The sequence below is a fragment of the Nocardiopsis ansamitocini genome, from assembly GCF_030268225.1.
Lineage (GTDB): Bacteria > Actinomycetota > Actinomycetes > Streptosporangiales > Streptosporangiaceae > Nocardiopsis_D > Nocardiopsis_D ansamitocini.
On the sequence record NZ_BSQG01000005.1, the window covers coordinates 161,460 to 181,507 of the forward strand.

At 69.6% G+C, this 20,048-nt stretch carries 24 protein-coding genes; 10 read left to right on the forward strand and 14 right to left on the reverse strand.

Annotated elements, in window-relative coordinates; genetic code table 11:
- Nucleotides 1–25: 25 nt before the first annotated feature.
- From QSJ59_RS15635 to QSJ59_RS15655, 5 genes are all read right to left on the reverse strand, one after another.
- A complete protein-coding gene (locus tag QSJ59_RS15635) occupies nucleotides 26–394 on the reverse strand; it encodes a DUF397 domain-containing protein (RefSeq protein WP_285760298.1) in 369 nt (122 codons plus the stop codon).
- 65 nt (nucleotides 395–459) lie between these two features.
- Nucleotides 460–1,272 carry a twin-arginine translocase subunit TatC gene (gene tatC, locus QSJ59_RS15640; protein WP_285760582.1) on the reverse strand — a complete coding sequence of 271 codons (813 nt, stop codon included), beginning with the start codon at nucleotides 1,270–1,272 and terminating at the stop codon, nucleotides 460–462.
- A gap of 136 nt (nucleotides 1,273–1,408) precedes the next feature.
- Complete coding sequence (tatA, locus tag QSJ59_RS15645; protein ID WP_285760299.1) at nucleotides 1,409–1,768, reverse strand: Sec-independent protein translocase subunit TatA; 360 nt, start codon at nucleotides 1,766–1,768, stop codon at nucleotides 1,409–1,411.
- A 4-nt stretch (nucleotides 1,769–1,772) separates the two neighbouring features.
- Nucleotides 1,773–2,018: a hypothetical protein gene (locus QSJ59_RS15650; RefSeq protein WP_285760300.1), complete on the reverse strand. Its 246-nt coding sequence runs from the start codon at nucleotides 2,016–2,018 to the stop codon at nucleotides 1,773–1,775.
- Between the two features lie 52 nt (nucleotides 2,019–2,070).
- A complete protein-coding gene (locus QSJ59_RS15655) occupies nucleotides 2,071–4,062 on the reverse strand; it encodes a helix-turn-helix transcriptional regulator (RefSeq protein WP_285760301.1) in 1,992 nt (663 codons plus the stop codon).
- An 84-nt stretch (nucleotides 4,063–4,146) separates the two neighbouring features.
- Between QSJ59_RS15655 and QSJ59_RS15660 the strand changes: the two genes are divergently transcribed.
- Nucleotides 4,147–5,241 carry a DUF3866 family protein gene (locus QSJ59_RS15660; protein ID WP_285760583.1) on the forward strand — a complete coding sequence of 365 codons (1,095 nt, stop codon included), beginning with the start codon at nucleotides 4,147–4,149 and terminating at the stop codon, nucleotides 5,239–5,241.
- A gap of 71 nt (nucleotides 5,242–5,312) precedes the next feature.
- Here the strand turns inward: QSJ59_RS15660 and QSJ59_RS15665 are convergent, their stop codons facing one another.
- Both QSJ59_RS15665 and QSJ59_RS15670 read right to left on the reverse strand, forming a co-directional pair.
- On the reverse strand, nucleotides 5,313–6,380 hold the full coding sequence (locus QSJ59_RS15665) for an FKBP-type peptidyl-prolyl cis-trans isomerase (protein WP_285760302.1): 1,068 nt from the start codon (nucleotides 6,378–6,380) through the stop codon (nucleotides 5,313–5,315).
- Nucleotides 6,381–6,627: 247 nt separating this feature from the next.
- Nucleotides 6,628–7,719 (reverse strand): NADH:flavin oxidoreductase/NADH oxidase, encoded by a 1,092-nt coding sequence (locus QSJ59_RS15670; protein WP_285760303.1) that lies wholly within the window; start codon nucleotides 7,717–7,719, stop codon nucleotides 6,628–6,630.
- Nucleotides 7,720–7,858: 139 nt separating this feature from the next.
- Here QSJ59_RS15670 and QSJ59_RS15675 point away from each other — a divergent pair, with 139 nt between their 5' ends.
- Entirely contained in the window at nucleotides 7,859–8,203 is a 345-nt protein-coding gene (locus QSJ59_RS15675) for an ArsR/SmtB family transcription factor (protein ID WP_285760304.1), read from the forward strand.
- Between the two features lie 30 nt (nucleotides 8,204–8,233).
- Here the strand turns inward: QSJ59_RS15675 and QSJ59_RS15680 are convergent, their stop codons facing one another.
- A complete protein-coding gene (locus QSJ59_RS15680) occupies nucleotides 8,234–8,851 on the reverse strand; it encodes an aromatic amino acid lyase (protein WP_285760305.1) in 618 nt (205 codons plus the stop codon).
- 78 nt (nucleotides 8,852–8,929) lie between these two features.
- Here QSJ59_RS15680 and QSJ59_RS15685 point away from each other — a divergent pair, with 78 nt between their 5' ends.
- A complete protein-coding gene (locus QSJ59_RS15685) occupies nucleotides 8,930–9,121 on the forward strand; it encodes an IclR family transcriptional regulator (protein WP_285760306.1) in 192 nt (63 codons plus the stop codon).
- 109 nt (nucleotides 9,122–9,230) lie between these two features.
- On the opposite strand, the gene QSJ59_RS15690 is transcribed toward QSJ59_RS15685, so the two are convergent.
- Nucleotides 9,231–9,593 carry a hypothetical protein gene (locus tag QSJ59_RS15690; RefSeq protein WP_285760307.1) on the reverse strand — a complete coding sequence of 121 codons (363 nt, stop codon included), beginning with the start codon at nucleotides 9,591–9,593 and terminating at the stop codon, nucleotides 9,231–9,233.
- A 194-nt stretch (nucleotides 9,594–9,787) separates the two neighbouring features.
- On the opposite strand from QSJ59_RS15690, the gene QSJ59_RS15695 reads away from it, so the two are divergent.
- The 4 genes from QSJ59_RS15695 (at nucleotide 9,788) to QSJ59_RS15710 (ending at nucleotide 12,276) form a co-directional block, all read left to right on the forward strand.
- Nucleotides 9,788–10,141, forward strand: a complete 354-nt coding sequence (locus tag QSJ59_RS15695) for a hypothetical protein (protein WP_285760308.1) — start codon at nucleotides 9,788–9,790, stop codon at nucleotides 10,139–10,141.
- A complete protein-coding gene (locus tag QSJ59_RS15700) occupies nucleotides 10,138–11,067 on the forward strand; it encodes a hypothetical protein (protein ID WP_285760309.1) in 930 nt (309 codons plus the stop codon). Before QSJ59_RS15695 ends, QSJ59_RS15700 begins: the two co-directional genes overlap by 4 nt.
- 317 nt (nucleotides 11,068–11,384) lie before the next feature.
- Nucleotides 11,385–11,762, forward strand: a complete 378-nt coding sequence (locus tag QSJ59_RS15705) for a roadblock/LC7 domain-containing protein (RefSeq protein ID WP_285760310.1) — start codon at nucleotides 11,385–11,387, stop codon at nucleotides 11,760–11,762.
- A 73-nt stretch (nucleotides 11,763–11,835) separates the two neighbouring features.
- On the forward strand, nucleotides 11,836–12,276 hold the full coding sequence (locus QSJ59_RS15710; protein WP_285760311.1) for a hypothetical protein: 441 nt from the start codon (nucleotides 11,836–11,838) through the stop codon (nucleotides 12,274–12,276).
- Here QSJ59_RS15710 and pafA read toward each other — a convergent pair.
- The 4 genes from pafA to QSJ59_RS15730 all read right to left on the reverse strand — a co-directional run bounded on the left by pafA (nucleotide 12,230) and on the right by QSJ59_RS15730 (nucleotide 15,770).
- Nucleotides 12,230–13,588: a Pup--protein ligase gene (pafA, locus tag QSJ59_RS15715; RefSeq protein ID WP_285760312.1), complete on the reverse strand. Its 1,359-nt coding sequence runs from the start codon at nucleotides 13,586–13,588 to the stop codon at nucleotides 12,230–12,232. The two genes, QSJ59_RS15710 and pafA, sit on opposite strands and share 47 nt — an antisense overlap.
- A gap of 73 nt (nucleotides 13,589–13,661) precedes the next feature.
- Nucleotides 13,662–14,390 carry a proteasome subunit alpha gene (gene prcA, locus QSJ59_RS15720; RefSeq protein WP_285760584.1) on the reverse strand — a complete coding sequence of 243 codons (729 nt, stop codon included), beginning with the start codon at nucleotides 14,388–14,390 and terminating at the stop codon, nucleotides 13,662–13,664.
- A gap of 49 nt (nucleotides 14,391–14,439) precedes the next feature.
- Nucleotides 14,440–15,288, reverse strand: coding sequence for a proteasome subunit beta (gene prcB, locus QSJ59_RS15725; RefSeq protein WP_285760313.1), 849 nt, complete (start codon nucleotides 15,286–15,288; stop codon nucleotides 14,440–14,442).
- A gap of 281 nt (nucleotides 15,289–15,569) precedes the next feature.
- Nucleotides 15,570–15,770, reverse strand: coding sequence for a ubiquitin-like protein Pup (locus QSJ59_RS15730; RefSeq protein ID WP_285760314.1), 201 nt, complete (start codon nucleotides 15,768–15,770; stop codon nucleotides 15,570–15,572).
- 271 nt (nucleotides 15,771–16,041) lie between these two features.
- On the opposite strand from QSJ59_RS15730, the gene QSJ59_RS15735 reads away from it, so the two are divergent.
- Both QSJ59_RS15735 and QSJ59_RS15740 read left to right on the forward strand, forming a co-directional pair.
- Nucleotides 16,042–16,257, forward strand: coding sequence for an EF-hand domain-containing protein (locus QSJ59_RS15735; protein WP_285760315.1), 216 nt, complete (start codon nucleotides 16,042–16,044; stop codon nucleotides 16,255–16,257).
- 98 nt (nucleotides 16,258–16,355) lie between these two features.
- Nucleotides 16,356–17,330, forward strand: a complete 975-nt coding sequence (locus QSJ59_RS15740) for an alpha/beta hydrolase (RefSeq protein WP_285760316.1) — start codon at nucleotides 16,356–16,358, stop codon at nucleotides 17,328–17,330.
- 24 nt (nucleotides 17,331–17,354) lie between these two features.
- On the opposite strand, the gene QSJ59_RS15745 is transcribed toward QSJ59_RS15740, so the two are convergent.
- Complete coding sequence (locus tag QSJ59_RS15745; RefSeq protein ID WP_285760317.1) at nucleotides 17,355–18,197, reverse strand: LuxR family transcriptional regulator; 843 nt, start codon at nucleotides 18,195–18,197, stop codon at nucleotides 17,355–17,357.
- A gap of 135 nt (nucleotides 18,198–18,332) precedes the next feature.
- Here QSJ59_RS15745 and QSJ59_RS15750 point away from each other — a divergent pair, with 135 nt between their 5' ends.
- Entirely contained in the window at nucleotides 18,333–20,024 is a 1,692-nt protein-coding gene (locus QSJ59_RS15750) for an AMP-binding protein (RefSeq protein ID WP_285760318.1), read from the forward strand.
- Nucleotides 20,025–20,048 lie beyond the last annotated feature (24 nt).

Below are 20,048 nucleotides of genomic sequence, written 5' to 3' on the forward strand. Positions count from 1 at the left end.
CCGACTGCGACGAGTGGGGCTACGGCTACCCGGCGTCGGGCCGCTTCCGGTTGAGCGGGGAGGGCACCGCGCGCACGGGGACCTCGCCGCGCTGGATGGCGATCTCCTCGGGGGTCAGGTATTCCTCGGGGATGTCGAACTCGCCGTCCTTGGCTCCGAGCACGAACGCCTCCCATTCGGCGGGGGTGAAGAAGAGGATGCCTTTTTCGGGGGCCTTGCCATCGCGCACGGCGCGGAATCCGTCGTCGAACTTGGCGACCTCGACGATGGCCTCGGACTCTTCACTGGACAGGGACGAGCGCATCCATACGGCATCGGTGGTGTCGTGCCACTTCTCGTTCCCCTGGGCCTCGGGGGGAAGCGCGCGGGCGGGGGTGGGGTTCGACTCGCTCATGGGTCCTCTCCGTCGGAAGTGCTCGACGCCGGCGAACTGGTGTGCACCGGACTCAGATCAGGACCCTAGCGGTTGGGTGCCGTCTCGGCGCCGGATTCGTCGTCGAGCGGGGAGATCTCGTCGTCGTCCAGGTCGGCGGTGGAGTCCCCGACTCCCTTGCGGCGGTCGTTGAGGAAGCACACCAGTTCGGCGACCTCGAAGAGGAGCACCACGGGCACGCCCAGGACCATCATGGTGAAGGGGTCGCCGCCGGGGGTGACGATCGCCGCGAACACGAACGCCAGGAAGATGATCATGCGTCGCCACTTGGCGATCGCCCGATGCGGCAGCACGCCCAGGAAATTGAGCAACACCACGACCAACGGCAGCACGAAGGCGGTGCCGAACACCAGCAGCATCATGATGATGTAGCCGAGGTAGTTGTCGATGGTGATCAGGGGGACCGATCCTTCGGGGGAGAACCCGAACAGGATCTGCATCGCCTTCTCGGTGACGTAGTAGGCCAGGGCCGCACCGGACAGGAACAACGGCACCGCGAACAGGACGAAGAGGTAGGTGTAGCGCTTCTCCTTGCCGCGCAGCGCCGGTGCCACGAAGGCCCAGAGCTGGTAGAGCCAGAACGGGCACGCCACCAGGATCCCGACGATGATGGCGACCTTGAACCGCAGGAAGAACGCGTCGAAGATCCCGGTGAAGATGAGGCTGCAGGTGTCGGCGTCGGCTCCGCGCACCTCGGCGGGCAGGTCGCAGTAGGGCTTCTGGAGAAAGTTCCAGACCGGGTCGAAGAGGACGAAGCCGACGACGACGCCGGCCGTGACGAAGATGAGCGCCTTGACGACGCGGTTGCGCAGCTCGCGCAGATGATCCATCAACGGCATTCGCCCCTCGGGGTTGCCCTGCCGCCGCTCTCGCCTCGCCATTACCGCTTACTCTCCGACTCAAGGGGAACCGCGGCGCTGTCCGTGCACCCGTCCCAAGGCCGGGGGAACCGACAGCACCGCGATCGACGTCAGGTTAGGAACCGTACTGGCGCTGCTGCGAGGTCTCGGTGGAACCGTCGACGATGCGCTGGCCGGGGGGCAGCTGCGGGTATCCCTGAGGAGTCTGCTGCGGCTGCTGGTAGCTCTGGTTGTGCTGTGCGTCGTAGGCCTGCGGCGTCGCGGGCTGCGGCTGGGGCTGCTCGGGCGCCTGGGCCTGCTGCGGCTGCTGCGCCTGACCGGCCTCGTTCTCCTCGTCGGACAGGCCCTTGGCCTCGGCCTTGAGGATACGCCCGCTGCGGCCGATGGCGCGGGCGAGTTCGGGCAGCTTCTTAGCGCCGAACAGCAGTAGCGCGATCACCAGCAGGATAAGGATCTCGCGGGGGCCGATGCCCATGTCTTCAGCCTTTCTGTGCGGCGCCGGATGCGCCACCGATGGTATGCCCTGCCCGGGCAGGGGCCGTTTCGGGGCCGCTGCTGGCTGCGTCGACCGCGGCGCTCAGTGCCGCGTGGCGTGGATCGAGCTCGGCTCGGGTCAGGGCGAGCTGCGCGCCGAGGGCGCGCAAGCCCACCAGCATGCGCACCGTGAGCACACCCACGATGATCAGGCCGATGGCCGCGAACAGGAGGGCAACGGTCAACAACACTCTCCCGAGAGTACTCAATCCTCGGCAAATCTCTAGATCACGGCCCAGAAAACTACCGGTCCGCGGCATACGCAGCGAGGGCCCGTTCCGCCTCGTCGTGGACCCGTTGCGCCAGTTCGGCCGGGGCGACCACCCGGGCTCCGGGCCCCAGGCGCAGCGCCAGACGGCTGACCCAGGCCGGCGCGGGGGTGCGCAGGGTGACGCGCAACCCGCCGCCCGGACGCTCCGCCACCCGCGTGCACAGGTAGTCCTCGGTGACCCAGCGCGCCGCCGGCTCCAGATCCAGGACGACATAGGTGTCGTCTCCGGAGAGCTGGAGGACACCGCCACCGAGGTCACGCCCGCGCGCCCCCTCCGGCACCCGAGCGGCCACCGGAAGAACCGTCAGGTCCAGGACCCGGTCCAGGCGAAACAGTCGCACGTCCTCCCGCAGGCGGCACCACCCCTCGAGGAACGCGTGTCCGTCCTGAAGGACCAGGCGCATCGGGTCGACCTCGCGCTCGCTGACCCGGTCCTCATAACCCGACAGGTAGCGCAGGTGCAGCCGCTGCCCGGAGTCCAGCGCCGAGGCGGCCCGGCGCTGGATGTCTCGCACCTGCTCGTCGAGTTCGACCCGGACGTCCACTGAATCGGCCAGCGCCACCGCGGTGCCCGCCGCCTTCCGCAGCTTCTCCCCCACCCGTTCGAGCGCAGCGGAGTCGACCCCCGGCAGGTCGCGCAGCACCTCCATCCCGACCACGAGGGTGGCGGCCTCGTCCGCGGTGAGGCGCAGCGGCGCGGCGAGGGTGTCGGCGTTGCCGATGATGATCTCGCCGGTCTCCGCGGCGGCCTCCACGTCCACCTCGATGAGGTCTCCGGGGGTATAGCCGGGCAGACCACACATCCACAGCAGGCTCAGGTCCTTGAGTACCTGTTTCTCGGGGAGCGCGAAGTGCTCGGCGACGTCGGCCACGCGTACGTCGTGGCTGAGGGCGTAGGGCACGAGCATGAGCAGACGGCGCAACTGTTCGGAGGAGGCAGCACCGCGGCGAGCGGGCTCGGCCGGCGCCTCACCGGACGCCCCGGCATCGGCGTCGGAGGGGGCCGAGGCATTGCGGGCGGCACCTCGCAGGTGCGCCACGACCGCGGAGCGGACCTCCTCGGGCGACTGCACCAGGACGTGCTCGCCGTAGGAGGCGAGCTCCTCGGCGAGGACCGCCTCGTCGGTGAAGGGGTACTCCAGCAGGTCCCACCCGGGGTCCACGCCGGGCACGATACGACGGGCCCCGCGCCGCAGGCCGTGCGCGGTGTCGGCGCGCACCCGCAGCAGGGCGGGACGCTCGGGCTCGGCCGGGCGCCCTCGCACGACGGAGCGGACAGAGGCGTCAGCGGGGACCTGCACGGGCGGACCGCTGGTGTGCACGCGGACCTCCCCGACGATCCGGCCCAGTCGAAAGACCCGACGCTCGCCGCGGTCGCGGTCGTAGCCGGCGACGTACCAACGGCCGCGCAGGTTGACCACCCCCCAGGGCTCCAGTTCGCGGGGCTCCGGCTCCGGGGCTCCGGGCTTGCGGTAGTCGAAGCCGACCGGACGGCGGTCGCGTACGGCCTGCCAGACGGCGAGGAACGCCGGCTCGTCGGTGCCCAGGACCGGGGTGATCGCGGGCAATGCATCGGAGTCGACCGGGACCCCGGCCGCACGCAGCTTCAGCAGCGCGTCGGCGGCGGCACCGCCCAGGGCGGCATGGCGCCAGGCCCGGGCGGCGAGCCCGAGGACCGCGGCCTCGTCGGGAAGCAGTTCGATGGGCTCCAGCCCGTAGTCGGCGCGGGAGATGCGGTAGCCGTCCTCCTCGCTGAAGGCGTCGTGTCCGCCCATGTCGATGGGGATACCGGCGGCGCGCAACTCCTTCTTGTCACGCTCGAACATCCGCTTGAAGGCGGCGTCGCTGTCGGCCTTGCCGTAGCCGTGGACGGTCGCCCGGATCTCCTGGGCGCTGAGGTACCGCCGCGTGGAAAGCAGGCAGATCACCAGATTGAGCTGCCGTTCGGTCTTCTCCTGCGACATCGCCGCACCTCTTTTCGCCGGGCCCGTGCTCATCCGCGCGACATTCTCGCCTGCGGGATGGAACAAGACGCTACCGTGACCCGGGTGATCAGATGGCGTAATGGTGAGGTGACCGAAGTCGGGCGCTCCTGGTCCGGCGTACTGGAAATCGACGTGGCACTGGCCGGTGACGAGGCCGGGTGCCGGGCACTGGCCTACACCGCGCTGGTGGGCGAACCAAGGGTCGGCGACCGTGTGCTGCTCAATACGACGGCGCTGGCGATGGGCCTGGGAACCGGCGGGTACGCGATGGTCGTGGCGCTGCCCGACCGGCTGCCACCGGACCCGACCGGCCCGGGGCACCTGGTGAAGGCCCGCTACACCCCGATGCAGGCCACCGTGCTGGGTGCCGACGAGCAGGATTCTCCGCATCACGCGGTACTGCGTGACGCCGACGGGGTGGACGGGATGCCGGTGGTGACCGCCGACCTGCACTCGGCGGTCCCCGCGATCCTGGCGGGGGCGACGCAACGCGTCCCGGGGCTTCGGGTGGCCTACGTGATGTTGGACGGCGGAGCGCTGCCGGCCTGGTTCTCCCGCAGCACAGCGGAACTGCGGTCGGCTGGGCTGCTGAGCGGGGTGGTCACCGTCGGCCAGTCCTTCGGCGGCGATCTGGAGACGGTCACGGTGCACACCGGGCTGTTGGCCGCGCGACACGTGCTGGGAGCGGACCTCGCGATCGTGGCACAGGGGCCGGGCAATCTCGGCACCGGAACACCGTGGGGCTTCTCCGGGGTGGCCACGGGCGAGGCGGTGAACGCGGCTGCGGTGCTGAACGGACGTCCGGTGGCGTCGTTGCGCGTCAGCGAGGGCGACGCGAGGGAGCGCCACCTCGGTGTCTCGCACCACAGCCTCACCGCCTACGGGCGGATCGCGTTGGCCCGGGCCGATGTGGTGGTGCCGCTGCTGCCCGGTGACTTCGGAGCCCGGGTACGCGCCCAGGCCGCGCCGCTCACCCAACGCCACACGGTGCTGGAGGTGGGCGTCGAGGGCCTCATGGAGGCGCTGCGGGCGCTTCCGGTCCGGCTCTCCACGATGGGGCGCGGGCTGGACGCGGATGCCGCGGCATTCCTGGCGGCAGCGGCGGCGGGGCGGCACGCGGCCGGTCTGGTCGGCCGACCGCGTCGGGGCGCCCCCTGACAGCGGCGGGCCCGCTCCTGCCTACCGGGAAGGAGCGGGCCCGCCGATGAAGCGGCCGGTGGTGGTGCGACCTACTCGGCGTCGGCCGAGGGCTCGGCAGAGGGCTCGGGGGACGCTTCGGGCTCGGCCTCGGGCTGGGGCTGGGGGTCGACGGCACCCAGGATGTCGATGACGAACACCAGGGTGCCCGCGGGCGCACCGGATGCCTCGGCGTCCTCGCCGTAGGCGAGGTCCTCGGGGATGACCAGCATCAGCCTGCTGCCGACCTTCTGGCCGACGAGTCCCTCGTCCCAGCCCTTGATGACGCCGCCCGTACCGACCTGGAAGGTGAAGGGCGTTCCGTCCTTGCCGGGGTTCCACGTGGAGTCGAACACCGCGCCGTCATCCCAGCGCACACCGGTGTACTGCGTGACGACCTGCTGCTCTGCGGTGACCTCGGGGCCGTCGCCCTCGATGAGGGGGACGATCTCCAGGTCCCCGGGCGGATCGGTGTCCTCGGGAATGGTGATCTCGGGGATCGCCCGGCCGGGGTCGGGTGCGGTGGGAAGGTCGCCGCCGCCGTCGGTGGTCTGCTCGCCGGGAACGACGTCGCCCTTGCCGTAGCGGGCGGTGATGTCCACGACCGCCACGGCGCCGCCCTCGGGCACCTCCTGGCCGGCTGCCGCGGCCTGTTCGGCCTGGGCCTCGTCCACGGGCGGGAAGGCGAAGACGACGCGGGTGTCCATGGGCTGGTCGACCATGGCGTTGGCGAGCTCGGGGGTCATCTCGGTGAGGTTGAGGAGCATGGGGGCCCCTGCCTCGTAACTGGACTGGGTGAGCTCGCCCTCACCGGGACCGGTCCATTGGTAGTCGGTGATGTGCACCAGGACCAGATCGTCGGCGCGGACCAGAGCGCCCTCGCTTTTGCCCTTGCGGGCCACGCCCGTCAGTTGTTCCTCGGGGGGAGCACTGTCGGGAAAGGCGATCTCGGGCTCTTCGCCGACGTTGCCGGTCACGGTCGGAAGACGACTGTCGTAGCCGTCGTCGGACCGCATGAAGACGGGCGTCTTCCAGTCATCTGGAACGTACCCGCAGCTGGACACAGCCAGCAGCAGGGCGGAGAACGGCACCGCTAGGGCCGCGGCTGCACGTCGGCGCATATGTCACTACCTCAAGAGTTGGCCAGAAATCCCCGACACACTATCGAAGAAGCAAGAATGCACCAGCCCGGTAAGAGAGGGGTTAAGAAGGGTTAATCCCCGCACCGGTGGGGCTCGTGAACGCGGTGCCGCCGCGAGCTGCGCGCACGGTGCACGGGTCCGATCCGCACGGTCCTGCGTCATCGCGGGGGCGATCGCCGCCCGCCCCGGGCCGCACGGCCCCTGGGCGGGCCCTTCTGCCGATCCGCTACGCACGGCCGTACTGCACGGGAGCCGGCACTGCCGCGCCCAGCTCGCGCGCGGCCCGCTGGGGCCAGTAGGGGTCGCGCAGCATCGCGCGAGCGAGGAGCACCGCATCGGCGTCCCCTTCGGCAACGATGCGTTCCGCCTGCGCGGGCTCGGTGATCAGCCCGACGGCCGCGACCGGCAGGCCCGCTTCCTGCCGGACCCGGGTGGCGAAGGGGACCTGGAAGCCGGGAGCCGCCTCGATGCGGGCGTCCGGGGCCGCGCCACCACTGGAGACGTCGAGGAGGTCGACCCCGCGGGCCTGCAACTCCTTGGCCAGGAGGACGGTGTCGTCCCCCGTCCACCCCTCTCGGGGGTCGGCGGGGTTCTCGCTGAGCCAGTCGGTGGCCGAGACCCGGAACAGGACCGGTAGTTCTTCGGGCCACACCGCGCGCACGGCCTCCACGACTTCCAGGGCGAACCGGGCACGGTTGGCGAACGAGCCGCCGTAGTCGTCCGTGCGCTGGTTGGTGTACGGGGAGAGGAAGGAGTGGATCAGGTAACCGTGGGCACCGTGCACCTCGGCCACCTGGAATCCGGCGTCGCGGGCACGCTCGGCCGCCCGGGCGAAGGCACCGACCAGGCCGGCGATCTCGTCCCGGTCGAGAGCCCGCGGCGTGACATGGTCGCCGAAGGGGACGGCCACCGGTCCCACCGGGGTCCAGCCGTCGTCGGCGACGGCGACTGTACCGCCGCCGCGCCAGGGCCGGTCGGTGGACGCCTTGGGACCGGCGTGGGCGAGCTGGATGGCGGGGACGGCTCCCGCGGCCGTGATCGCCGCGGCCACGCGGGTGAACGCCTGCTGCTGGCGGTCGTTGTAGATGCCGAGGTCGAAGGGGCTGATCCGTCCTTCCGCGGTGACGGCGGTGGCCTCGGTCATGACCAGGCCCGCACCGCCGACCGCGCGGCTGACCAGGTGGGCGAGGTGCCAATCGGTGGGAGAGGCGGCATCGGGTCCGGTGGCGGCCGCGGAGTACATGCACATCGGGGACAGCCACACGCGGTTGGGGACGGTCAACGATCGCAGGGTCATGGGCTGGAACAGCGTGCTCACAAGCTTCTCCTGGGAATAGACAGCGGCGGGGCGGCGGCGTCCCATCTTGTACGACAAAAACCATACTACGAGATTGATAAAACTATGAGGTGATCCGTATTATGGCTCTTGCAAACCCGGACCTGGAAGGGCGGACGACATGGCGACCGTGGCCGATGCACAGCGGGACGTGGACCATCCGCCGCGCGAGGACATCAGGCTTGCCGGCGTCCTGGCCGCCCTGGCCGACCCGATCCGCATGCGGGTGGTCCGCGAACTTGCGGCCGCGGGCACCACGAAGTCCTGCGTGGCGTTCGAACTTCCGGTGAGCAAATCCACCTGCACCCACCACTTCCGGGTACTGCGGGAGGCAGGGGTGATCCGCCAGTCCTACCGGGGCACCGCCCGGATGAACGATCTGCGCCGCGACGACCTCGACGCCCTGTTTCCCGGCCTACTGGCCGCCCTTCTGCTCGCTGCGGGGACCGAGGTCGACCACGCCTGAGGCGCCTGGGTCGGACGGGGAACGCGGCGATCAGGCGCTACGGGGCACCGCCGAACGCAGGGGCAGGAGCGGGTACGGCAGCCCTTGGTCCGGCACGACCGCGAATGCTGCGGGCCGGAGGTCGGCCCTACCCGAGAGCAGCAGCTTCACAGCGTCCAGATCCTCTTGCAGGCCACGGTCGACGAAGTCGCCCATACGCCCGGCCACCGGACCGCGGGAGAGACCGTGCTCCCAGACGTCGGCCAACAGCGGCGAGGACAGCATCGGGGTGCGCATGCGCCCGAGGAGCAGCGGGGCGGTCTGGGCGAGGGCCAGGCGCACCACGTCCAGGTGCAGCCCGAGCGTCGCCTGGTGAAACCCGCCGCGATGAACCACCCCGGCGGGTTCCTGCCTGGCCACCTCGACCAGAACCGGGTTCCCCTGCGCAACGCCCGACAACGCGGCGACGGCTTCCGCGAGACCACCGGCAGCATCAACGAGCGCGCCGTGGACCTGGGGCAGGGCCCGGTAGCCGAAAGGGTCCTGGATCCTGGCGGGCGGCGCGGCGTCGCCGATGAGCAGGCGCAGCCACGAGGCGACCGCCCCGACACCGGGGAAGGGGATGGCGCGGGCCGCGACCCGGGTGAACGACTCCGGATTGCCGCGCACCGCGACGAAGGACAGCGCCGCGACGACGACGGCCGCTCTGGTCAGGCGCTGCGCGGCGAAGTCCCCGAAGCGGGATACGTGTGCGCGGGATCGATCGCCGCCCCCGACGTCATCGCCGTGGCCGCACCGGTCCGCTCTCCGCTGAGGGACAGCGCTGCGATCAGCGTCATCGGACCGGCCTACCGCCTGGACGACGAGCGTATCCAGGGCCTCGGACTGCTGGTGAGCGCCGAGGCCGACATGATCTCCAAGCGCCTGGGCACGGCCTGATCCACCTCGGCCGCGGCCCGGGGAGGCGCCACCGATGGCGTGCCCGGCGAAGCGGCGGGGCTCGGGATGCTTCGCGTACGCCCGCCCCGCCCGCCTGCACGGTGGGAGCTTAGAGCTCCAGGTCGCCTTCGATGCGGCGAAGGGTGTGCCGTGCCAGCGCCAGGTTGGCGCGCTGGCGGTCCAGGGCCAGGTAGAGGAAGAGCGAACCGCCCGCCCTGTCCATCAGGCGGATCAGGTGGTATTGGCCGCTGAGCGTGATGAGGATGTCCTCGATGTGGTCGTCGAGGTTGATCGCCTTCAGGGCACGGGTCTTGGCCCGAACAACCTCGGTGTTGGCCGCGGCGGCGACTTCCAGGTCGAACTGGCCGCCACCGAGGCTGCCCATGGACATCCCGCTCTCGTAGTCCACGAGGGCGACGCCGATGGCGCCTTCGATGCTCATGGCTTCTTTGAGGGTGGTTTCGATGTTCATGGGGGTCTTCCTTAGTGCTGATGTACCGATGGGCGAACTTGGTGCGGCAAAGTACCTGATTGTTCGGTCAGCCGAAAGGTACCCGATGGCTCCTACCAGCAAATCGTCATCTTGGAGTATTTGTTTCGCCCCAAATGCCCGTTACAGTACCTCAAGCAAGAGGCGGCAAGATTTCAGGGGGCATCGTGTCCATCATGGCCGCGTCCATCGAGCGTGTCCTGGACTGCCAAGGATCGCTCGCCGCGATGCTGGTCGAACGCGCCACCGGATTCGCCCACACCAGCTCCGGAGACGAGTCGGTTCTTCCCGATTCCGCAGAAGCGGCGGAAGACTTCCACCTGGCGTACGACATCCTCGCCAGTACCCGGACCGAGACAGAGTTGGAGAGTGTCGTGGTGACCACAGCAGAACGCCACTACGTCACACAGGCCGTACCCGGCGGAAACGGGGACGACCTGCTGCTTGTGGTCGTGCTCGACCGTGCCCGCACCAACATCGCCCTGGCCGGGTACCAGATCGGCGACCACGCCAAGGCGTTGTCGGCGTGAGCACCGTCGGCTCCGAGCAGGTGCCGCACAGCCTCTCCGAGGACCTGCGACAACTACGGGACGACGCCTTCACCGGTGTCCTGCGTGTCACCGGGCCGCCCGACGCGGCGATCCACTTCTCCAAGGGGCTCGTCACCGCAGTGGAGACCCCCGCGGCCCCGGGGGCCGAGACGCTCCTGGTCAAAGCCGGACGCGTGTCGGACCAGGCGTGGACGGCGGCTTACGAGGCCGTACCAGCGAGCGGCGACCTCGCCGAGGAGCTCGTCTCGCGCGGCGTGGTCTCGGCCGGCGCACTGGAACTGGTGTGCACCGCCGCACTGTTCGACGGCGCCTTCGCCCTCGCGTTGAGCACGTCGCCGCGGTGGACCACCGAGCCCGCCGGTTCCGGACCGACACTCGGACTGCGCGTCGGGATCGACCCCGAGATCATGGTCGCCGAGAGCAGGCGCCGCTTCGCCCTGCTGTCGCGGAGTTGGGGCTCTCCCGGCGAGCTCGCCCGCATCCGCCCCGCCCCGACCATCCAGCTGGGGCCGGGCAGTTCGGCGCTCCCCCCCGCCTACCGTGACCTGCTCATGCAGGCCAACGGCCGCCGAACCCCGCGTGACATCGCCTTCGTCCTGGGACGCGGAGTCTGCGCGGTCATGGCCGACACCGTGCGGATGATCGACCGCGGCCTCCTCGACGACGCCACCCGCCCCGGTCCGACCGAGGTCAGCGTCTCCCGCAGGCTTCCCGAACCCCAGACAGCGACCGAACCGGTGGGATCGCTGCCCCAACGCGCGCCCGGCTCCACCGCGGTACGCCGCCCTCCAGACGCCGAACGCACGTCGGTGTCGTCCGAGGTACTGGCGAAGCTGCGCGCGTCGGGCTACGGCCGCCACCCCCTCGCCGGCCAGAGCACGGCCGCCGAACCAGAGACCAACTGACGTGCCTGCCCGCGGTTGCGCCCCCATGGGGCCGGGGGCAGGGCCCGAACACGGTGCCCCACCGGCGCCGACCGCCGGACCGTCCGGGACGACTCCCGTACTGCCCAAACGCACTCCACCGTTGACGCCCCGGGGTCCCCGCCCCGGCCCCGGTCTGCTGGAACCGCCCGCACCCGAACCCGGGCCGATCGCGGCTCTGCGGCGCGCGCAGGCCGAGATCTCGCTGGAACGCGTTCGCCAGGCACTACACGACATGGACTAAGACCCCCGCGTGCCCTGACCCCGCCCGCGCCGCACGATCAAGGAGCAAGCGACAGGTGAGTCAGGAAGCGATCGTCTTGGAGCTGGCGGGCCTTCGGGGCCGCGTCATGGGGGTCACCGACAGCGTCGTGTCCGCCGCGGACGGACTGCTGGTGGCATCGGACACCGACGGGGTGCAGCCCCAGTCGCTGGCGGCCCTCGCCGCGGCAGCCCTGGGCCTGGGCAAACGCACCTCCAGCGAAGTGGGTATGGGCACGCTCCGCGAGGTGGTCACCCGCTGCCAGGGAGGTTACGTGGTCATCTACGCGGTGGGCGTGGAGGCCCTGCTGGTGGTGATGGGCGACGAGGGGATGGACACCGCCACCCTGCGACGTGAATCGCGGCGCACCGTCGAACGCATCGGCGAGATCCTTGAGGTGACCCCTGCCGTTTGAGGACGACGGGCAGCACCGTCACCTGCCCTCACCGCAAAGAACCGACACCGTTCGGTGTTTGGACGGCGGTCGCATGGGGACTTGGGAGCGCGTGCTCAGTTTTCTCCCCGGCAACGTGCACCGGCGCCTGCACGAGCTGTACCACGAACACGGCGCGCCGCTCATGGCCGCGACACACGTCGATCCACGGCTGCGGGCGGCCGTCGTCGAACGCGCCTCCGTGGTGAACGCCGACCTGTGCAGGCGTGGTGTCCGCCCGCGCTCCCGACGCTTCCGTGCGGCCGTCGTCGACCTGATCGACCGTCTCGTGGACCGCATCACGGCTCCCGGTGCCGTCCTGCCCAAGGCGGCGGAGCCGTTCTCCTGGTTCAGCCTCGAACTCGCAGCGTTGACCGTACTCTTGGTCCACCACGGGCACCGACCGCCCAGACCGGGCGGGATGGAGTGGGCCGGCCAGGTGCCCGCAGCTACATTCCGGCGATCAGCTTCTCCACCCGCTCGTCCACCGATTTGAAGGGGTCCTTGCACAGGACGGTGCGCTGAGCCTGGTCGTTGAGCTTGAGGTGCACCCAGTCCACCGTGAAGTCGCGCCGCTTCTCCTGCGCCTTCTTGATGAACTCCCCGCGCAGCCGTGCCCGAGTGGTCTGGGGCGGCACGGACTTGGACTCGAAGATCTTGAGGTCGCCGACCACCCGCTCCATCTGACCGCGCCGCTGCAGCAGATAGAACAGCCCGCGGTCGCGGTGGATGTCGTGGTAGGTCAGATCCAACTGGGCCACCCGCGGGGAGGACAGGCCCAGGTTGTGCTTGGCCCGGTAGCGCTCGATGAGCTTGTACTTGGCGACCCAGTCGATCTCCCTGGCGACGAGGTCGAGATTGCCGGTCTCCACCGCCTCCAGGGTGCGCTGCCACAGCTCGAGCACCCGCTTGCCGGTGGCGTCGGTGCCGTGGCGGTCCACGTAGGTCTGTACCTTCTCCAGGTATTCGCGCTGGATCTCCAACGCGCTGGCCTCGCGCCCGTTGGCCAGGCGGACCTTGCGCCGCCCGGTCATGTCATGGCTGACCTCGCGGATGGCACGGATGGGATTTTCCAGGGTGAAGTCGCGCATGACCACGTTGGCCTCGATCATGCGCAGGACCATGTCGGTGGAGGCGAGCTTGAGCAGGGTGGTCGTCTCGCTCATGTTGGAGTCGCCCACGATCACGTGCAGCCGGCGGAACCGCTCGGCGTCGGCGTGCGGCTCGTCACGGGTGTTGATGATCGGCCGGGACCGGGTGGTCGCCGAGGAGACGCCCTCCCAGATGTGCTCGGCCCGCTGGCTGACGCAGTACAGGGCGCCGCGCGGGGTCTGCAACACCTTGCCCGCGCCGCAGATGATCTGTCGGGTGACCAGGAACGGGATCAGGATGTCGGCGAGACGGCCGAATTCACCGTGCCGGCCCACCAGGTAGTTCTCGTGGCAGCCGTAGGAGTTCCCGGCCGAATCGGTGTTGTTCTTGAAGAGGTAGATCTCACCGGCGATGCCCTCTTCGTGCAGGCGCTGCTCGGCGTCGACCTGCAGCCCTTCCAGTATCCGCTCGCCCGCCTTGTCGTGCGCGACCAGGTCCAGCAGGCTGTCGCACTCCGGAGTTGCGTACTCCGGGTGGGAACCCACGTCCAGGTAGAGCCGCGCGCCGTTGCGCAGGAAGACGTTGCTGCTGCGTCCCCACGACACGACACGGCGGAACAGGTAGCGCGCCACCTCGTCCGGCGACAGCCGACGCTGTCCCCGGAACGTGCAGGTGACCCCGTACTCGTTCTCCAAACCGAAGATGCGACGATCCACGCGGTCTCACCCATCTCTTGTCCCACTGCGCCGCGGGCGGCGTGCCCGCGGCGCTCCACTGTCCATGACCGGCTCAGGTGTCGGAATCGGTGTCGGTGTCTTTGGTGTCGGCCGCGTGCCCCTGAGCGAGCAGTGCGGTCAAGCGGTCACCCTGAACCCGCCGGAACTTGCGGTGCGGCCGTGCACGCTCCAGGACCGCGACTTCCAGGCTGGTCGCCTCCAACTCGCGCTGCTCGCCGTTCTCGTGGGCCAGCGCGTGCACGGCCGCACTCAGCGCGGCGGCCAGCGACGCGTCCTTGACGTAGCGTTCCCGCAGCACCGTCGTGACGTGCTCGGCCGAACCGCCCATCGCCAGGAAGTCGCGCTCGTCCACGACCGACCCGTCGAAGGTGATCCGGTAGATCTGGTCGGAGTCGGCGGTCTCACCGACCTCGCCGACGACGATCTCGACCTCCCAGGGCTTGTTGCTCTCGGTGAAGATGCTGCCCAGGGTCTGCGCATAGGCGTTGGCCAGCATCTGGCCGGTGACGTCGCTGCGGTCGTAGGTGTAGCCGTGGCTGTCGGCGTAACGCACTCCCGCCAGACGCAGGTTCTCGAACTCGTTGTAGCGCCCGACCGCGGCGAAGGCGACCCGGTCGTAGAGTTCGCTGATCTTGTGCAGGGTCCGGGACATGTTGTCCGCCACGAAGAGGATTCCGCCGTCGTACTGCAGGACGACGGCGCTGCGGCCGCGCGCGATTCCCTTGCGCGCGTAGTCCGCCTTGTCCTTCATGATCTGTTCTGGCGAGACGTAGAACGGCATCGACACCGGCGTGGTTTCCTTTACTGGTCGAAGGGGCCTGGGAGGGGCGTCAGCTCACCGGGGCGGTGGGGCCGTCGGGGTGCTGGGTGCGCCCCTCGACCACAGTGGCGGCCAGTTCGGCCACCTCGTCGGCGGGAAGCCTGCGGTGTCCCTCATCGGTGATGACGTCGACCAGCGGGAAGATCTTGCGGTACACGTCGGGGCCGCCGGTGGCGGAGTCGTCGTCGGCGGCGTCGTAGAGCGACTGCAGCGCGGCGAGCGCGGCGTCGGACTCGCCGAGGTCGTCGCGGTAGAGCTTCTTCAGCGCACTCTTGGCATAGACCGATCCCGAGCCGATGGAGTGGTAGCGGTGCTCCTCGTAGCGTCCGCCGACCGGGTCGTAACTGAAGATCCGGCCCTGTTCACGGCCTTCGTCGTAGCCCACCAGGAGCGGAACGACGACGAAACCCTGCATGGCCATACCGAGGTTGGAGCGGATCATGGCAGCGAGGCGGTTGGCCTTGCCCTCCAGGGAGAGCGGGCGGCCCTCCTTCTTCTCGTAGTGCTCCAACTCGACCTGGAACAGTTTGGCGAGCTCGATACCGATCCCCGCGGCTCCCGCGATGGCCATCGCGGAGAACTCGTCGGTGCGGAACAGCTTGTCCATGTCGCGGTTGGCGATGACGTTGCCGGAGGTCGCCCTGCGGTCCCCGGCGAGGACGACCCCGCCGGGAAAGGTCAGGGCCACGATGGTGGTGGCCTCGGGCGTGAGGTGCTCGGTGGGGCGCCCGGTCGGAAGGTCGGCACGGCCCGGCAACCGCTCGGGGTTCACCTCAGCGAGGAATTCGACGAACGACGAGGTTCCCGGATTCATGAAGGCTGCGGGCAGACGTCCGCCGCCCTTGAACGCTTCAGACACGCGACTCCCTTCGATTTGCGCCCCCACCCGATACGCAGGGGCGAGCGGGGCACGAGGACTTCTTCAGTTTGTCTGGACCCTACTCAAGCGCCGAGAAAACAGTCGGCGAGTGGGACTTTTCGGTGAGATGACCGACCGGGACCGATCTCCCGTGACAGAGCCGACACGTGTTTTGGTCACGGCCACGAGACTGCTCCCCTATCACAAGAGCCGGTGACGCTTGGTGCAGCGCCACTACCGGTACGGGAGGCGATGGGACGGAGGAAGGCCGGTGACCGGGGTCACTGACCGCCCTTCTGCACGAACTGACGCACGAAGTCCTCGGAGTTGGACTCCAGGACCTCGTCGATCTCGTCGAGGATGTCGTCGACGTCTTCGGAGAGCTTTTCGTTGCGCTCGGCGACGTCCGTGCCCGCCTCGACCTCTTCGACCTCCTCGTTCTGGCGCGTGGCGTGCTTCTGGCCACCAGTGTCGTTCGCCATGTGGGGGTTCCTCCCTGTCGGTTGGGCTCTCGCCACATATCTTGGCCATTCGGCGAGCGACTCAACCTTGATCACCACGTCTGTTTTGCGGACGGTACCCGCGCCACAGTGCGTACACACGTCTGAACAGCTTCGGCGCGCCGGTTCTTCCGCACGGGACCGATCGATGTCACAGCCGACCCCGGCCTTGGGGACACGCGAAAAGCCGCGCCCCCGGCGGCGAGTAAGGTACCGGGCATCGCGATTACCCCCACCCAGGAAAGGGCGCACAGTGGCCGACACAAGCGAGTACGCCGCGACATTCGATCTCGTGGACAGTGACGACGACCAGCGGATCTCCGCAGCGGAGCTGGGACGGCTGATGGAGGTGCTGGGCAGTCCGCTCTCCGAGGAGAAGGCGGCGGCGGCCGTCGCAGAGATCGACGGTGACGGTGACGGGCTGATCTCGCTGGAGGAGTTCGCCCAGTACATGAACCGCACGGCCTGATCGTGTGCGCGTCGGAGCCGCCGGTCGCGGCTTCCGACGCGCGCCGGACGGCCGCCGGAGAGAATCGGTGCGTTCGCGCCCTGGTGACAAGGAGTCCCGTGTCCTACGCATTCGACCCCGAACTGGCACCGTCCGCGGCACTGCTGCCACCACCGGTGGCGCTGGACCCCCAGGAGGCCCGGACGCAGACGGCCGAGCTGAGCGCGACGGCACCCGAACCCGACACCGGGGGGATCGACGTACAAGACCTGCTCGTCCCCGGACCGGTGGGAGCGCCCGACGTCGCCGTCCGGGTCTACCGGCCCCAGGAGGAGTCCGGCCCTCTTCCGGCCGTCTACGACATCCACGGTGGCGGGTTCATCATGGGCGGCATCGACGCCGCACACCCCGGCAACGTGGAACTCGCACGGGACCTGGGGGCGGTCGTGGCGAGCGTCGAGTACCGGCTGGCCCCCGAAGCGCCCTTTCCCGCCCCGCTGGAGGACTGTTACGCGGGCCTGGTGTGGCTGGCGGACAACGCCACCGAACTGGAGGTGGATCCCGATCGGGTGGCATTGCACGGCATCAGTGCGGGCGGCGGCCTGGCTGCCGCGCTGACCCTGCTGGCCCGTGACCGGGGCGGACCGTCGATCGCCTTCCAGTACCTGGGCGTCCCCGAGTTGGACGACCGGTTGGCCACACCGAGTATGCGGGCGTTCACCGACACCCCGATGTGGAACCGGCCCAACGCGGATGTCAGCTGGAACTGCTACCTGGGCGAAGGCGTTGCCGGATCGGAGGACGTCTCCCCTTACGCGGCCCCGGCCAGAGCCACCGACCTGGCCGGACTACCACCCGCCTACATCTCGGCGATGCAATTCGACCCACTGCGCGACGAGGGCATCGCCTACGCCATGGCGTTACTGGCCGCAGGGGTCACGGTCGAGTTGCACGTGTTCCCTGGAACCTTCCACGGCTCGGTGATGGTGAAGCAGGCAGAGGTGTCCAGGCGTGAGGCGACCGAGCGTTTGTCGGTGCTGCGGCGCGCACTGCACGGTGTCCGGGAGGACGGTGCTGCTGCGCCCCGACGGTGACCGCTGGTCGTGGGGAACGGGATCTCAGGGCAGCAGCCCCGCCCTGCGTGCCGCGACGACCGCCTCCAGGCGCGTGCTGCTGTCGAGCTTGCGCATGGCGGTGCGCAGGTAGCCCTTGACCGTCTCGGCCCCGATCCCGAGTCTGCGGGCCGCCTCGGCGTTGCTGGCGCCCATCGCCACGCAGGCGAGGACGTCGAGCTCGCGGGGGGCCAGCCTGGGGGCGGATTCGGGGGCGCGCGGGTCGGCGGCACCGGCCAGGCGGTCGCAGACGTCGCGCAAGCTCTGGCGGAGCTGGGGATCATCGGCACGCTGGACGAGTGCGCGCAGTTCGGCGTGGGCACAGCGCACCTGCTCCCACCCCGTGCTGCCCTGATGCGCGGGTGTTCCAGCCTCGCGGGTCAGGCGGCCGGCCTCGTCGCGCACGACGAGGTCCTGCTCCAGTCCTCGGGCGACACGCAGTGCGGAGGCGATGGTGCGGTCGCCCAGGGGCACACTGTGGCGCAGCGCCCCGTAGAGAACGGCGCGTACCCGGCCGCGTACGACAACGGGGACGGCGATGATGGAGCGCAGGCGCTCCGCGCCCACCGGCCGGTCGTACTCGTGGCTGATGGAGCGTGCGCTGGAATAGTCGTTGACGGCGAAGGGCCGCGCCAGGGCGATGCTCTTGCCGCCCAGGCCCGCGCCCACCGTGATGGCGAGGCCGCGCAGTGCGTCGCCGCGTTCACCGGAAAGCTCGGTGAGGCGGAGCTGCCCGCGGCCGGTCATGGGACCGCCGAAGGCCATGTGCACACCCGTGTGTCGGCGCAGTGCCAGCACGGCACCCCGAATGGCCGCCCCTTCCTGGGCATGGGTCGCGCTGACTGTCATGGCTGCCCCTTGAGTCACCGGATTCGGCACGCACTCTGACGCGCGGAGTCCCCCCGTTCGGGGGTGGTGAGACCTGGCTCACTTTGCTCACGATAGTACGCAGCGCAGGACCGGGATGCTCACTCAGGAGGAGACGTGGCACAAAAGCCGGGGACGGCGATCTTCAGGCGAGCACGGGACTTCTTGTTGGAGCACCGCGAGGACTACACGACGGCTCGCGCGGGATTCTCCTGGCCGCAACTGGCGGAGTTCAACTGGGCGCTGGACTGGTTCGACGTGATAGCCGCGGGCAACGACCGCACAGCACTGTGGATCGTGGAGGAGGACGGCTCGGAGGCGAAGTTCTCCTTCGCCGAGTTGTCCCGGCGGTCGGCCCGGGTCGCCAACTGGCTACGGGACCAGGGGGTACGTCGGGGGGACCGGCTGGTCCTGATGGTGGGAAACCAGGTGGAACTGTGGGAAACACTGCTGGCGGCCACGAAGTTGGGGGCGGTGGTCATCCCGGCGACGACGCTGCTGGGGACGGAGGAGCTGCGGGACCGACTGGTGCGGGGCGAGGCCGAGCACGTGGTGGCAGCGACCGCGCAGGCGGGGAAGTTCACCGCCCTGGACGGCGACTACACCAGGATCGGGGTGGGCCCGAAGCGGCCGGGATGGCTGGACTACGCGGACTCTGCCACCGCCGGCCCCACTTTCACGGCAGACGCCCCGACCAGGGGCGACGAGACCCTGTTGTTGTACTTCACCTCGGGCACGACCGCGCAGCCCAAGCTGGTCGAACACACGCACGTGTCCTACCCGGTCGGACACCTGTCCACGATGTACTGGATCGGCATCGAACCGGGCGACGTGCACCTGAACATCTCCTCGCCCGGCTGGGCCAAGCACGCCTGGAGCAACGTGTTCGCGCCGTGGAACGCCGAGGCGACGATCCTGGTCTACAACTACACGCGCTTTGACCCTGCTGCGTTGTTGACGCAGTTGGAACGCTGCTCGGTGACCAGTTTCTGTGCACCGCCCACCGTATGGCGGATGCTGATCCAGGCCGATCTGACCCGGCTGCGCACTCCCCCCGCCAAGGTGGTGGGGGCCGGCGAGCCCCTTAACCCCGAGGTGATCGAGCACGTTCGCGCGGCATGGGGTGTGCGGATTCGCGACGGATTCGGACAGACCGAGACGACCGTGCAGGTGGCCAACTCCCCCGGCCAGGAAGTGCGTCCCGGATCGATGGGCCGGCCGGTGCCCGGCTACTCCGTGGTGGTGGTCGATCCGGCCACCGGCGGACCCGCGGCGACCGGAACCACCGGGGAGATCTGTCTGGACCTCGCCGAACGCCCGTTGGGGCTGATGGTGGGGTATGCGGGTGACGAGGAACGTACCGCCGAGGCCATGCGCGGCGGTTACTACCACACCGGTGATATCGGGGTCTGTGACGCCGACGGCTACATCACCTATGTGGGGCGCACCGACGACGTGTTCAAGGCATCGGATTACCGGATCTCCCCTTTCGAGCTGGAGAGCGCGCTCCTGGAGCACCCGGCAGTGGCCGAGGCCGCCGTGGTCCCCGCCCCCGACCCGGTGCGTCTGGCCGTTCCCAAGGCGTTCGTGGCACTGGCCGAAGGGTGGTCGGGGGACGCCGCCACCGCCGAGGCGATCTTCGCCCACTCGCGCGCGGTGCTGGCGCCCTACAAGCGGGTGCGGCGTCTTGAGTTCGCCGCACTGCCCAAGACCATCTCGGGCAAGATCCGCCGGACCGAGTTGCGGACCCGGGAGGCCGAGTCCGGACCGGGAGCGGAGTTCCGCGAAGGGGACTTCCCCGGCCCGTGACCGCGACATCCGAACCTGTTGAGG